12 protein-coding genes are annotated in these 13158 nt (G+C 65.9%); 8 read left to right on the forward strand and 4 right to left on the reverse strand.

Annotation, left to right across the window (positions count from 1 at the left end; all coding sequences use genetic code 11):
- Window positions 1–65 precede the first annotated feature (65 nt).
- The 3 genes from lspA to dnaE are packed head-to-tail and all read left to right on the forward strand — an operon-like array spanning window position 66 to window position 5167.
- Window positions 66–638 carry a signal peptidase II gene (gene lspA / locus ACEN9K_RS09280; RefSeq protein WP_495635577.1) on the forward strand — a complete coding sequence of 191 codons (573 nt, stop codon included), beginning with the start codon at window positions 66–68 and terminating at the stop codon, window positions 636–638.
- Window positions 631–1557: an RluA family pseudouridine synthase gene (locus ACEN9K_RS09285; protein WP_495635578.1), complete on the forward strand. Its 927-nt coding sequence runs from the start codon at window positions 631–633 to the stop codon at window positions 1555–1557. The genes lspA and ACEN9K_RS09285 overlap by 8 nt, the downstream gene beginning before the upstream one ends.
- A 49-nt stretch (window positions 1558–1606) precedes the next feature.
- Window positions 1607–5167 (forward strand): DNA polymerase III subunit alpha, encoded by a 3561-nt coding sequence (dnaE, locus tag ACEN9K_RS09290; protein WP_018771531.1) that lies wholly within the window; start codon window positions 1607–1609, stop codon window positions 5165–5167.
- A gap of 110 nt (window positions 5168–5277) precedes the next feature.
- On the opposite strand, the gene ACEN9K_RS09295 is transcribed toward dnaE, so the two are convergent.
- Complete coding sequence (locus tag ACEN9K_RS09295) at window positions 5278–5778, reverse strand: flavin reductase family protein (RefSeq protein WP_018771532.1); 501 nt, start codon at window positions 5776–5778, stop codon at window positions 5278–5280.
- 126 nt (window positions 5779–5904) lie between these two features.
- Here ACEN9K_RS09295 and ACEN9K_RS09300 point away from each other — a divergent pair, with 126 nt between their 5' ends.
- The 3 genes from ACEN9K_RS09300 (at window position 5905) to nrdR (ending at window position 8447) form a co-directional block, all read left to right on the forward strand.
- Window positions 5905–6426: a hypothetical protein gene (locus ACEN9K_RS09300; protein ID WP_056389783.1), complete on the forward strand. Its 522-nt coding sequence runs from the start codon at window positions 5905–5907 to the stop codon at window positions 6424–6426.
- A 4-nt stretch (window positions 6427–6430) separates the two neighbouring features.
- The gene (gene hisD / locus ACEN9K_RS09305; RefSeq protein WP_495635579.1) at window positions 6431–7804 is read left to right on the forward strand and encodes a histidinol dehydrogenase; all 1374 of its coding nucleotides are present in this window, start codon (window positions 6431–6433) and stop codon (window positions 7802–7804) included.
- 139 nt (window positions 7805–7943) lie between these two features.
- Entirely contained in the window at window positions 7944–8447 is a 504-nt protein-coding gene (gene nrdR, locus ACEN9K_RS09310; RefSeq protein ID WP_018771535.1) for a transcriptional regulator NrdR, read from the forward strand.
- A gap of 51 nt (window positions 8448–8498) precedes the next feature.
- On the opposite strand, the gene ppgK is transcribed toward nrdR, so the two are convergent.
- Window positions 8499–9302, reverse strand: a complete 804-nt coding sequence (ppgK, locus tag ACEN9K_RS09315; protein WP_018771536.1) for a polyphosphate--glucose phosphotransferase — start codon at window positions 9300–9302, stop codon at window positions 8499–8501.
- Window positions 9303–9410: 108 nt separating this feature from the next.
- A complete protein-coding gene (map, locus tag ACEN9K_RS09320) occupies window positions 9411–10289 on the reverse strand; it encodes a type I methionyl aminopeptidase (protein WP_018771537.1) in 879 nt (292 codons plus the stop codon).
- Between the two features lie 122 nt (window positions 10290–10411).
- On the opposite strand from map, the gene ACEN9K_RS09325 reads away from it, so the two are divergent.
- Window positions 10412–10576 carry a hypothetical protein gene (locus ACEN9K_RS09325; RefSeq protein WP_018771538.1) on the forward strand — a complete coding sequence of 55 codons (165 nt, stop codon included), beginning with the start codon at window positions 10412–10414 and terminating at the stop codon, window positions 10574–10576.
- A gap of 48 nt (window positions 10577–10624) precedes the next feature.
- Here the strand turns inward: ACEN9K_RS09325 and panB are convergent, their stop codons facing one another.
- Window positions 10625–11539: a 3-methyl-2-oxobutanoate hydroxymethyltransferase gene (panB, locus tag ACEN9K_RS09330; protein ID WP_495635580.1), complete on the reverse strand. Its 915-nt coding sequence runs from the start codon at window positions 11537–11539 to the stop codon at window positions 10625–10627.
- Between the two features lie 276 nt (window positions 11540–11815).
- Between panB and glnA the strand changes: the two genes are divergently transcribed.
- The gene (gene glnA / locus ACEN9K_RS09335; RefSeq protein ID WP_026266112.1) at window positions 11816–13156 is read left to right on the forward strand and encodes a type I glutamate--ammonia ligase; all 1341 of its coding nucleotides are present in this window, start codon (window positions 11816–11818) and stop codon (window positions 13154–13156) included.
- Window positions 13157–13158: the final 2 nt, after the last annotated feature.

Below are 13158 nucleotides of genomic sequence, written 5' to 3' on the forward strand. Positions count from 1 at the left end.
TGGCTGAGGATTCCTCGGCCACCGGCTTTTGGCATTGAGACCCAGCACCACGAATTGAAAGCACCATGACTGACGAACTCGCTGCGGATGCGGCACGCCCTGTCCCACCCTCACCACGCCCGCGCCGGGCAGTGCTGCTGTCCCTGTTCGCCGGGTTCGCGGTTTTCGCCTACGTCCTGGACCAGCTGACCAAACTCTGGGTCACTTCCACCATGGTGGAAGGGGAGCGGATTCCCGTCCTGCCGCCCCTCCTGCACTGGTACTTCATCCGGAATTCGGGTGCCGCGTTTTCCATTGGTGAGAATGTCACGTGGGTGTTTTCCATCATCATGGCCGCCGTGGCCGTCGCCATCCTTTTCCAGGTGCGCAGGCTGGGTTCTGCGTGGTGGTCCCTTGCCTTGGGTTTGCTGCTCGGCGGGGCCCTGGGCAACCTCACCGACCGGCTCTTCCGCGAACCGTCCTTCGGCATGGGCCACGTGGTGGACTTCATCCAGCTGCCCAATTTCGCCATCTTCAACATCGCCGACTCGGCCGTCGTCTCCGCCGTCGCCATCATCTGCCTCCTGACCATCCGCGGAATCGCGCTGGACGGAACCCGGATGGGGAACGCGCACAAGGAAAAGACCGCCCATGACTGAGCGCGTTGTGGTGGCTGACGAATACGGCGGGACGCGGGCTGACGCCGGGCTGGCCGGCCTTTTGGGGGTATCCCGTTCCGTGGCCGCGTCCCTGCTGGCGGAGGGCCACGTCCTGAACCGGGGCAAGGCATTGGGAAAGTCGGCAAAACTCGTGGCCGGGGACGTCCTGGACGTCACCGTCCCGGAGCGGCGTGACCCGCTTGAAGTCGTGGAGGAGATTGTGGAAGGCCTGAACATCCTGCTCGACGACGACGATCTCGTCGTCGTCGACAAACCCGTGGGCGTGGCCGCCCATCCCTCGCCCGGCTGGGTGGGGCCCACAGTGGTAGGCGGCCTGGCCGCCGCCGGGTACCGCATCTCCACGTCGGGTGCCCCGGAGCGGGCAGGAATCGTCCACCGCCTCGACGTCGGGACCTCCGGCGTGATGGTCGTGGCCAAGTCCGAGCGGGCCTACACAGCCCTGAAACGCGCCTTCAAGGAGCGCACGGTGGACAAGGTCTACCACGCGGTGGTGCAGGGCCTTCCCGATCCCCTGACCGGGACCATCGACGCCCCCATCGGACGCCACCCCGGGCATGACTGGCGTTTTGCCGTAATCGAGGATGGCCGCCCCTCGGTGACCCATTACGAGGTCCTGGAGGCATTCGGCAAGGCCAGCCTGGTGGAGGTCCACCTTGAAACCGGGCGGACCCACCAGATCCGGGTCCACTTCTCCGCACTCCGCCACCCCTGCGCCGGCGACCTCACGTACGGCGCCGACCCCCGCCTTGCCGCCACCCTTGGGCTTACCCGCCAGTGGCTGCACGCCCGCGCACTGTCATTCGACCACCCCGTGACGGGGGAGCGTGTCACGGTCACCAGCGACTACCCCCAGGACCTGGCTTACGCACTGGAAGTACTCGAATCGGGACAGGCCTGACACGGGCCTCCTGGCGGAGCAGCAAAGCGGCAGCGCTTAGAATGGTGCGGTGAGTTCCAGCAAAGATTCGTTTGTCCACCTGCACACCCACACCGAATATTCCATGCTGGATGGAGCTGCCCGGCTGGGGGAGCTGTTCGACGAAACCGAGCGCCTGGGCATGCCTGCCCTCGCCACGACGGACCACGGCTACCTGTTCGGTGCCTTCGATTTCTGGCGAAAGGCCACGGACAAGGGCATCAAGCCGATCATCGGCGTCGAGGCGTACGTAACCCCCGGCACCGCCCGGACGGACAAGGAACGCGTCCGGTGGGGCGACGAATCCCAGCGCAAGGACGACGTCTCCGGCGGTGGGTCCTACACCCACATGACGCTGCTGAGCTACAACAACGTGGGCATGCGGAACCTGTTCCGGGCCTCGTCCATCGCCTCGCTTGACTCGGTGTTCGGCAAGTGGCCCCGGCTGGACCGCGAACTGCTGAACACCTACTCGGAAGGGCTGATCGCCACCACCGGATGCCCCTCCGGTGAGGTCCAGACCCGGCTCCGGCTCGGCCAGTACCGCGAAGCCTTGGAAGCAGCGGCCGAATTCCGGGACATCTTCGGCGCGGACAACTACTTCTGCGAACTGATGGACCACGGGCTGGACATTGAACGGCGCGTCACCGGTGACCTGCTGCGGCTGGCCAAGGACCTGAACCTGCCGCTGGTGGCCACCAATGACCTCCACTACACCCACGAGCACGACGCCAAGGCACACGAGGCGCTGCTGGCCATCCAGTCCGGCTCCACGCTGCTGGAACCCACCTATGACAACGGCGGTTCGCGGTTCGCGTTCTCCGGCAGCGGCTACTACCTCAAATCCCCCCAGGAGATGCGGGAGCTCTTCCGCGACCATCCGGAGGCATGCGACAACACCCTGCTCATCGCCGAGCGCTGCGAGGTGTCCTTCAACACGGATGCCAACTACATGCCGCGGTTCCCCTGCCCGCCCGGCGAGGACGAAACCTCCTGGCTGGTCAAGGAAGTGGACAAGGGCCTGAAGTACCGTTACCCGGGCGGCATACCGGACGAGGTCCGCAAGCAGGCTGACTACGAGCTCGGCGTCATCACCTCCATGGGCTTCCCGGGCTACTTCCTGGTGGTTGCCGACTTCATCAACTGGGCCAAGAACAACGGCATCCGGGTGGGCCCCGGGCGTGGTTCGGGTGCAGGCTCGATGGTGGCCTACGCCATGCGCATCACCGACCTCGACCCCCTGCGCCACGGACTGATCTTCGAACGGTTCCTCAACCCGGACCGCGTCTCCATGCCCGACTTCGACGTCGACTTCGATGACCGGCGCCGTTCCGAGGTCATCGACTATGTGACCCGGAAGTACGGCGACGAGCGCGTGGCCATGATCGTCACGTACGGCACCATCAAGACCAAGCAGGCCCTCAAGGACTCCTCCCGTGTCCTTGGCTACCCCTTCAGCATGGGCGAGCAGCTGACCAAGGCACTGCCGCCGGCCGTGATGGCAAAGGACATCCCGCTGGCGGACATCCAGAACCCGGAAGCCAAGCGTTACAGCGAGGCGGGGGACTTCCGGCAGCTCATTGCCACCGACCCCGAAGCCGCCAAGGTTTTCGAGACGGCCCTGGGCATTGAAGGCCTGAAGCGGCAGTGGGGCGTGCACGCGGCCGGCGTGATCATGTCCTCCGACCCGATCATCGACGTCATCCCCATCATGCGCCGTTTCCAGGACGGCCAGGTGATCACCCAGTTCGACTATCCCACGTCCGAGGGCCTTGGCCTGATCAAGATGGACTTCCTGGGCCTGCGGAACCTGACGATCATTTCCGATGCCCTTGAGAACATCAAGATGAACCGGGGCATCGAGCTGGACCTGGAAAACCTCGAGCTGGACGATGCCGAGTCCTATGAACTCCTGGCCCGCGGCGACACCCTGGGTGTCTTCCAGCTCGATGGCGGTCCCATGCGGTCGCTGCTCAAGCTCATGAAGCCTGACAACTTCGAAGACATTTCCGCCGTCCTGGCGCTCTACCGTCCGGGCCCCATGGGCGCCAACGCGCACACCGACTACGCGCTGCGCAAGAACGGGATCCAGGAAGTGATCCCCATCCATCCGGAACTCGAGGAACCCCTCAAGGAAATCCTCGGCGGCACCTATGGCCTGATTGTGTACCAGGAGCAGGTCATGGCCGTGGCCCAGAAGCTGGCAGGCTATTCCCTGGGCCAGGCGGACATCCTCCGCCGCGCCATGGGCAAGAAGAAGAAGTCCGAGCTGGACAAGCAGTTTGCGGGCTTCTCCCAGGGCATGCAGGACAACGGCTACTCCATGGAGGCCGTCAAGACCCTCTGGGACATCCTGCTGCCCTTCTCCGACTACGCCTTCAACAAGGCGCACTCCGCCGCGTACGGCGTGATCTCCTACTGGACCGCGTACCTCAAGGCGCACTATGCGCCGGAATACATGGCGGCCCTGCTGACCTCGGTGGGCGATGACAAGGACAAATCGGCCATCTACCTCAACGAGTGCCGGCGCATGGGCATCACGGTCCTTCCGCCGGACGTCAACGAGTCTGCCCTGAACTTCACTCCGGTGGGGAACGACATCCGCTTTGGCATGGGTGCCATCCGCAATGTGGGCGTCAACGCCGTCGAGGCCATGGTGGCCGCCCGCGAAAGCGAGGGCGCCTTCACCTCGTTCAAGGACTACCTGATGAAGGTGCCGGCCGTGGTCTGCAACAAGCGGACCATCGAATCTCTCATCAAGTCGGGGGCGTTCGACTCACTGGGCCACCACCGCCGTGCCCTGGCAATGATCCATGAAGAGGCGATCGACTCCGTCATCACCCTCAAGCGCAACGAGGCCATTGGCCAGTTCGACCTTTTCGCCGGATTCGAGGAAGCGGGTTCGGAGTCGTCCTCCCTGAGCATCGAGATTCCGGACCTGCCCGAGTGGGAGAAGAAGGACAAGCTCTCCTTCGAGCGGGACATGCTGGGACTCTACGTGTCGGACCATCCGCTGCAGGGCCTCGAGGGACTTCTGGCCCAGCACGCCGAGATGAGCATCACCACTATTCTGGGCGAGGACGGTCCGCAGGACGGCGCCATCATCACCATCGCGGGCATGATCACGTCGCTGAGCCGGCGCATCGCCAAAGCCAGCGGCAACGCTTACGCCCGGGCGGAGGTCGAAGACCTGGGCGGCTCGATCGAGGTCATGTTCTTCGGGCAGGTTTACGGGCCCATCGCCTCCGTCCTCGCCGAGGACCTGATCGTGGTGGTCAAGGGCCGGCTGCAGAAGCGCGACGACGGCGCCATCACCCTGAACTGCATGGAGTTGTCCGTCCCGGACCTCAGCGAAGGGCTGAACGGGCCCCTGGTGATCACCATGCCCACCCATAAGGCCACCGAGGCCGTGGTCACCGAGCTGGGCGATGTGCTGCGCACCCACCGGGGCAATTCGGAGGTGCGGCTGCACCTGCAGGGAGACACCCGCACGGAAATCATGGGCCTGCCGGTCCACCTCCGCGTCAACCCCAGCCCGTCGCTGTTCGGCGACCTGAAGGTCCTGCTGGGCCCCGCCTGCCTGGACGCCTGACCCCTGCCTGGACGCCTGACAAAGGAACAGCCGACGGCGGCCGGCACCTGCCGCCGTCGTGCCCTGCCCGGGTGCGTGGCTGGGGGCGGGGGTGGGGCTGCGTGCCGCGCCTAGATTTCGTAATCCAGCGGCATGGGCTGCCCGTAGGCGCCGCCGTGGTACAGCAGGGGTGATCCCTCGCCGCCCACCTGGCCGTCCACCACTTGGACCACCACCACCGCGTTGTTCTCGAAGGAGAGCCGCATCTGCACCTCGCCGATCAGCCACCCTGCGACGTCCTTCAGAATGGGCACACCGTGCGGACCGATCTCCCAGTGGTTGCCTTCGAAGCGGTTGCCCGGGCGGGCAAAGCGGGCGGCCAGTTCCTGGTTCTCCAGCCCCAGCATGTGCACACCCAGGTACTGGGTGTTGGCCACGGCCGGCCAGGACCTTGAACTGCGTGCCATGTTGAACGTGAACCGGGGCGGCTTGGCGGACAGCGACGCCACCGAGGTGGCGGTGAAGCCGTAGGGCTCGTCCTGGTAGTTCACGGTGATGATGGCAACGCCCGCGGCGTGGCGGCGGAACATCTCCCTGAACGTCTGCTCGAACGGCTCGCTGCTGTCGGTCACCGGAACTCCTGCACTAAGTGGTGTAACTCTTCCTCCAAGCCTATTGGCCCGCGGCCGGGGCGGAGAACAGCCGCACGCACTGCGTGGCCGGATCACCTGGCAGGAACCTTTGTTAAGGTGTGATGCATGACAAACTCCGCACGGCGGCTGCCCTGGTCCCTGCTGCTGGTTCCGGCGGCGGCCGGAATTCCGGCAGGCATCCTGTGGTGGCTCCTGGCGCCGGGCGGATTGAACCTGGTTACACGGGATCCCGCCCTGGCGTCGGGCACGGTTCCCCTGGTGTGGCTTCCGCGCGACCTCACCCTGGCAGGGATCCTGGTGCTGGCCGGTTGCCTCCTGGCCGTGTTCCTGGCGGATGGCAGGCGTGCGGACCCGCAGGCGGCCCTGCTGACCGGCCTTGCCGGAGCGCTGGCAGGGAGTGTACTCGCCTGGGGGACCGGGGTTTTTGCAGGCCGGCTCTTGGGACCTGCTGTTGATGCGTCGGCGAACGCCAGCATCGCCTTTTCCCTCCGGGCGTGGCCGGTGCTGCTGCTGTGGCCTGCCGCCACGGCAATGTCGGTCTTCGTGCTGGAACTGTTCGGCGGGGCGGGCAGGAAGCCCCGGGAGAAGGGGACGGAACAGGCAGGCGCGAACAGCCCCGTAAAATAGTCCGGTGACCACTTTCCCGGAGTTTCCCGCCCCCGCGGCAGCCGCCGTCGATTTCCGCACCGTCGACCTTCGCGGCCGCAACCTGACGCTCGCAGCCCTGCGCGCCGCCGTTCCCCGGGCCAAGGGCCAGACCGTGGCGGATGCCGAAGAAAAGGTCCTGGAGATCATCTCCGCCGTCCGGCAGCGCGGCTTTGCGGCGCTGGCGGACTTGGCGGAAAGGTTCGACGGCGTGGCCCAGGGCCACCCGCTGGTCCCCAGGGAGGCGATTGACGCAGCGCTGGCCCAGTTGGAACCGGAGGTGCGGGCGGCGCTGGAGGAATCGATCAGCCGGGCACGGAAATTCGCTGACGCCCAGCGCCCCCGCAACGTGGACGTCGAACTTGGCGACGGCGCCGTCGTCAGCCAGAACTGGGTCCCCGTGGCGCGGGTGGGGCTGTACGTTCCCGGCGGCCTTGCCGTGTATCCCTCATCGGTGATCATGAACGTCGTGCCCGCACTCGCGGCAGGCGTGGAATCCGTTGCCCTGGCCTCACCGCCGCAGAAGGAGTTCGGCGGCCTGCCGCACCCCACCATCCTGGCCGCAGCGGCGCTGCTGGGCGTCACCGAGGTCTATGCCATCGGCGGTGCGCAGGCCATCGCCGCCTTCGCGTACGGCGTCGAAGCCTCACCGGCCGGTCCCGCGCTGGAGCCCGTCGATGTGGTGACAGGGCCCGGGAACATCTTCGTCGCCACGGCCAAACGGCTGGTCAAGGGCGTTGTTGGAATCGACTCCGAGGCGGGAACCACGGAAATCGCCATCCTGGCAGACGACTCCGCCCAGCCGGCGCTGGTTGCCGCAGACCTGCTCAGCCAGGCCGAGCACGATCCCAAGGCCGCATCGGTCCTGATCACCGATTCGGAAGAGCTGGCCGCGGCCGTGCGCGCTGAACTGGAGCTTCAGGCCGCTGCAACCAAACACTCGGCCAGGGTCCGGGAGGCGCTGTCCGGCCCGCAGTCCGGCGTCGTGCTGGTGGACGGACTGGAGCAGGGGATCGCTGCCTGCGACGCCTACGCCGCCGAGCACCTGGAAATCATGACCCGCGATGCCGCAGCCGTGGCTGCACGGATCCGCAATGCGGGGGCAATCTTCGTCGGCGACTACAGCCCGGTGAGCCTGGGCGACTACTGCGCAGGCTCCAACCACGTGCTGCCCACCAGCGGCACCGCCGCCTTTTCCTCGGGCCTGAACGTCACCACCTTCCTGCGCGCCATCCAGGTGGTCAACTACAGCCGGGAAGCCCTGGCAGAGGTCAGCGGGCACATCGTGAGCCTGTCCCGGGCCGAGGACCTTCCCGCCCACGGCGACGCCGTCACGGTGCGGTTCCCCGGCCAGGGGTGACACCACTACATGTAGTAATTACAGGATTGTTATTACCCCACATGTGCCCGTAAACTGGGAGGCGCCACAGCATTGCCCCCGGCGGTGCTGATGGCTTCCAAGGAATCTTGCACACCACAAGCGAAAAGGGGGGAACGACATGTACTGCCCGTTCTGCCGCAACCCCGATTCCCGCGTGGTGGATAGCCGGATGGCGGATGACGGTTCAGCCATCCGCCGGCGCCGGCAGTGCCCCGAATGCGGCCGCCGGTTCACCACCGTCGAAACAACCAGCCTCTCCGTGATCAAGCGGTCCGGGGTGGGCGAACCCTTCAGCCGCAGCAAGGTCATCAACGGAGTCCGCAAGGCCTGCCAGGGGCGCCCCGTGAGCGAGGATGACCTCGCCATGCTGGCCCAGGAAGTCGAAGAACAAATCCGGGCGTCCGGTGCCGCCGAAATCGATGCCCACGAGGTGGGCCTGGTGATCCTTGGACCACTGCAGAAACTCGACAAGGTGGCGTACCTGCGGTTTGCGAGCGTGTACCAGGCATTCGAGTCCCTTGAGGATTTCGAAACTGCTATCGCCCTGCTCCGCCACGAGGCCGAAGAGGACGCCAAAGGCCCGGCCGGCAACGCCAAGAGCTCCGAGAAGAGCCCCCTCTAGACTCCGGTGGCGGCAGCGGAGGGGAAGCCGCAGCCGCCACCGGCACCACTCCTACTTGGCCAGCTTGTGCTTCAGGGCGATTTCCAGGGCGGCGCCCACAATGCCTGCCTCGTTGCGCAGGACAGCCGGGACAATCGGGGTGCGGAGCTTGAGGTTGGGAAGGTACTCGTCCGCGCGCTTCGAGATTCCGCCGCCCACGATGAACAGTTCCGGCGAGAACAGGAACTCCACGTGGGAGAAGTAGCGCTGAAGCAGCACGCTGTACTCGTCCCATGACAGCCCGTCCCGTTCCCGGGCCACAGCGGATGCCTTGGATTCGGCGTCGAAGCCGTCAATTTCAAGGTGGCCCAGCTCGGCGTTGGGGACCAGTTTGCCGTCGAAGATGAAGGCCGAACCGATGCCTGTACCGAGGGTGATGACCAGGACCGTGCCGGACACGCCGGCGCCGGCACCGTAGCGTGCTTCGGCCAGGCCGGCGGCGTCGGCGTCGTTGATGACCTCCACGGGACGGCCCAGCCGCGCGGTAAGGAGGGCATCGATGTCGGTGTCCAGCCAGCTTTTGTCCACGTTGGCGGCCGAATGGACCACGCCGTGCTGGATGATCCCCGGGAACGTCACGCCCACGGGAGAGCCGGCTTCAGGAGCCTCGGGGCGCGCAGAAAGCTCGGCCACCACCAGGGCCACGGCCTCGGCCACAGCCTCCGGGGTGGCGGGCTGGGGCGTGGGCACACGGAAGCGCTCACCCAGGAGCTTGCCCTTCTTCAGGTCGACAATGCCGCCCTTGATGCCCGTGCCACCGATGTCGATGCCGATCAGCGGTGCGTTCTTGTGCGGTTTTTCGTCCTTCTTGGCCAATGGGATTCCGTTCGTGTGACAGGGGCGGGCAGGAAAAGGGGCCGCTTGCGCGGCCGGTAACAGGTGTCCGGTCTGCGCCGGCAGCATGCCCGTGCGGGCATGGCCGGGTTACGGGAGGGTGAGGATTTCGGCGCCGGTCTCGGTGACCAGCAGGGTGTGCTCGAACTGTGCGGTGCGCCGACGGTCCCGGGTGACCACGGTCCAGTCGTCGCTCCACATGTCCCACTCCACGGTGCCCAGGGTGAGCATCGGTTCGATGGTGAACACCATGCCGGCCTCGATCACCGTGTTGTACGCAGGCGCGGCATCATAGTGCGGAATGATCAGCCCGGTGTGGAATGCCTCGCCAACCCCGTGGCCGGTGAAGTCGCGCACCACGCCGTAGCCGAACCGCTTGGCGTAGGACTGGATGGCACGGCCAATGACGTTGATCTCGCGTCCGGGCGCCACGGCCTTGATGGCGCGGTTCAGCGACTCCCTGGTGCGCTCCACCAGCAGCCGTGATTCCTCGTCAACGTCCCCCACCAGGAAGGTGAAGTTCGTGTCGCCGTGGACGCCGTTGATGTAGGCAGTGATGTCGATGTTCAGGATGTCGCCGTCCTGGACCACCGTGCTGTCCGGAATGCCATGGCAAATGACCTCGTTCAAGGACGAGCAGAGCGATTTGGGGAATCCGCGGTAACCGAGCGTGGACGGGTAGGCGTTGTGGTCCAGCAGGAACTCATGGCCCACCTTGTCCAGCTCATCCGTGGTGACGCCCGGCTGGATGTGCCTGCCCACTTCAACGATGGCCTGGGCCGCGATCCTGCTGGCAATCCGGATCTTCTCGATGGTCTCCGCGGATTTGACCTCGGAACCGGTGAACTTGGCCGGGGCGGGCTTGCCGACATACTCCGGACGGGGGATGGACGCCGGGACGGGACGCTGCGGACTCACGGTACCCGGGGTCAGGGTGCCAATGGGTGCAGTCGAGGCAAGGGAAGGCATAGATTGATCATATAAGGCACCACAGAACGCTTAACAACCGACAAGCGGCGGGGGGCACGCGTAAGTGTTTGTGTTACGTGGATCACCCCCGGCTTTCCCTGTCGCCGGAACGAGGAGCAACGATGACTGAGTACTGGTTCAACATCAAGACCCACGAGGTGGAAGAGGACCGGATGTCGGACTGGAGCCAGCTCATTGGGCCCTACCAGACCCGGGCGGAAGCCGAACACGCCCTGGAAAAGGTCAAAGCGCGCAACGAGGCCTGGGAAAAGGGCGACGACGACTGACCCGTTGGGTGCGTCCGGCCTCGCTGCAGCCGGCTTACCCGGGCGGGTTTAGAACGAGTGCTCCGGGCCGGGGAACTGGCCTGACCGGACGTCCTCGCCATAGGCGGTGGCGGCGTCGAGCAATGTGCTGCGCAGGTCCGCGTATTGCTTGACGAACTTGGCCATCCGGCCGCCCCGCAGGCCGGCCATGTCCTGCCACACGAGCACCTGGCCGGTCGTCGCCTTGCCGGCACCGATGCCAACCGTGGGAACGCTCACTGCCGCGTCGACCGCCGCCGCTGTTTCGGCAGGCACCATCTCCATCAGCACGCAGAACGCCCCGGCGTCCGCCAGCGCGACGGCGTCGTCAATCAGGCGCCGGGCATCGTCGCCGCGGCCCTGGACACGGTACCCGCCCAGGGCGTGTTCGCTTTGGGGGGTGAAGCCGATATGGGCCATGACCGGAATGCCTGCCTGCACCATGGCCCGGACCGTTGGAGCGTAGTACTTCCCGCCCTCGATCTTCACGGCGTGGGCCAGCCCTTCCTTCAGGAAACGGACACCGGCGGCCACGGCCTGTTCGGCGCTGACCTCGTAGCTGCCGAACGGAAGGTCCGCCACCACCAGGGCGCGTTTGGCGGTCCTGGCGACGGCCCGGCACAGGGGGAGCAGTTCGTCCACGGTCACCGGAAGGCTGGTCTCGTTGCCGAACACGTTGTTCGACGCCGAATCGCCAACCAGGAGCACCTCGATGCCGGCTGCGTCAAAGATCTCGGCCGTGTATTGCTCGTACGCGGTAAGCATGGCGAACTTGGTGCCGTCGTTCTTGGCCTGCTGCAGGTGGTGGATGCGGACCTTTGCCGGCTTCCGTTCCGCCGGGGCCGGGGCCGCAGCCGCGGCCGCGGCCGGTGTGCCCGGGCCGCTTCCGTAAGGTGCGGGTACTTCTGCGGACGCGCTGGAGTCGGAGCTCTTGCTGGAGGCCATGGGATGAGCGTAGTGCGGTACCCGGCGTCCTAGCTACCGCGGGCGGCGCCGGTCAAAGGTGATTAGCGTCATAGCGGCGCTTTGGACGGGCGCCAAAGGGCGCTGGAGACCCGGGCGGGCGGCGGCCTGGGCGGCCGAACAGGTTAATGCTGTGTTACGCACGGCGCAGGCTCAAGCATCGGCGCCGAATGATTAGTACAGTGATGATGAACTGCTGCCGGCTTTCCCCTTTGCGCGGGCCCCGGAGCATGAACGTTGACCGGAGAAGAGGCCATCATGGACCGCCAGCAAGAATTTGTCCTGCGCACGATCGAAGAGCGCGACGTACGTTTCGTGCGGCTGTGGTTCACCGACGTCGTGGGTTCGCTGAAGTCCGTGGCGCTGGCGCCGGCGGAAGTCGAGGGAGCGTTCGAGGAAGGCCTCGGCTTCGACGGTTCCTCCATTGAGGGCCTGGCCCGCGTCTTCGAATCGGACATGCTGCTGCAGCCGGACCCGGCAACCTTCCAGATCCTGCCGTGGCGCGGCGAGACGGAGCAGACCTCACGCATGTTCTGCGACATCCTGACTCCCGACGGCGAGCCCTCCACCGCTGATCCACGCAACGTCCTCAAGCGGACCCTTGCCAAGGCCGCGGACATGGGCTTCACCTGCTACACGCATCCCGAGATCGAGTTCTACCTGCTCAAGTCCCAGGAGCCGGGTCCGGACGGCGCACCCGTGCCGGTGGATGAGGGCGGCTACTTCGACCACGTTCCCGGCGGCGTGGCCCAGGACTTCCGCCGCACCGCCGTCACCATGCTGGAATCGGTGGGAATCTCGGTGGAGTTCAGCCATCACGAAGGCGGTCCCGGCCAGAACGAGATCGACCTTCGCTACGCCGACGCACTGCAGACCGCGGACAACATCATGACGTTCCGCACGGTCATCAAGGAGGTGGCCCTGCAGCAGGGAACCTACGCCACCTTCATGCCCAAGCCGTTCACCGACCACCCCGGTTCCGGAATGCATACGCACTTCTCGCTGTTCGAGGGGGACAGCAATGCGTTCTTCGAGGCAGGTGCCGAGTTCCAGCTGTCCAAGACGGCCCGCCAGTTCATTGCCGGCATCCTCAAGCACGCCCCCGAGTTCACGGCAGTCACTAACCAGTTCGTCAACTCCTACAAGCGCCTGTGGGGCGGCGGCGAGGCTCCCAGCTACCTGAGCTGGGGGCATAACAACCGTTCCGCCCTGGTCCGCGTGCCGCTGTACAAGCCGGGCAAGGGCCAGTCCGCCCGCATCGAGTACCGCGGCATCGATTCCGCGGCCAACCCCTACCTTGCCTATGCCGTCCTGCTCGGTGCAGGGCTGAAGGGCATTGAGGAAGGCTACGAGCTGCCGGCAGCCGCTGAGGACGACGTCTGGTCGCTCAGCTCGGCCGAGCGCCGCGCCATGGGCCACGATCCGCTGCCGGCAAGCCTGCACGACGCCATCCGCTCCATGGAGGACTCGGAGCTGATGCCGCAGATCCTGGGCGAGCAGGTCTACGAGCACTTCCTGCGCAACAAGCGCGCCGAATGGCAGGATTATCGGCTGCAGGTGACGCCCTACGAGCTGCAGCGCAACCTCGGCATCCTCTAGGT

Source organism: Pseudarthrobacter sp. Pseusp20, from assembly GCF_059492155.1.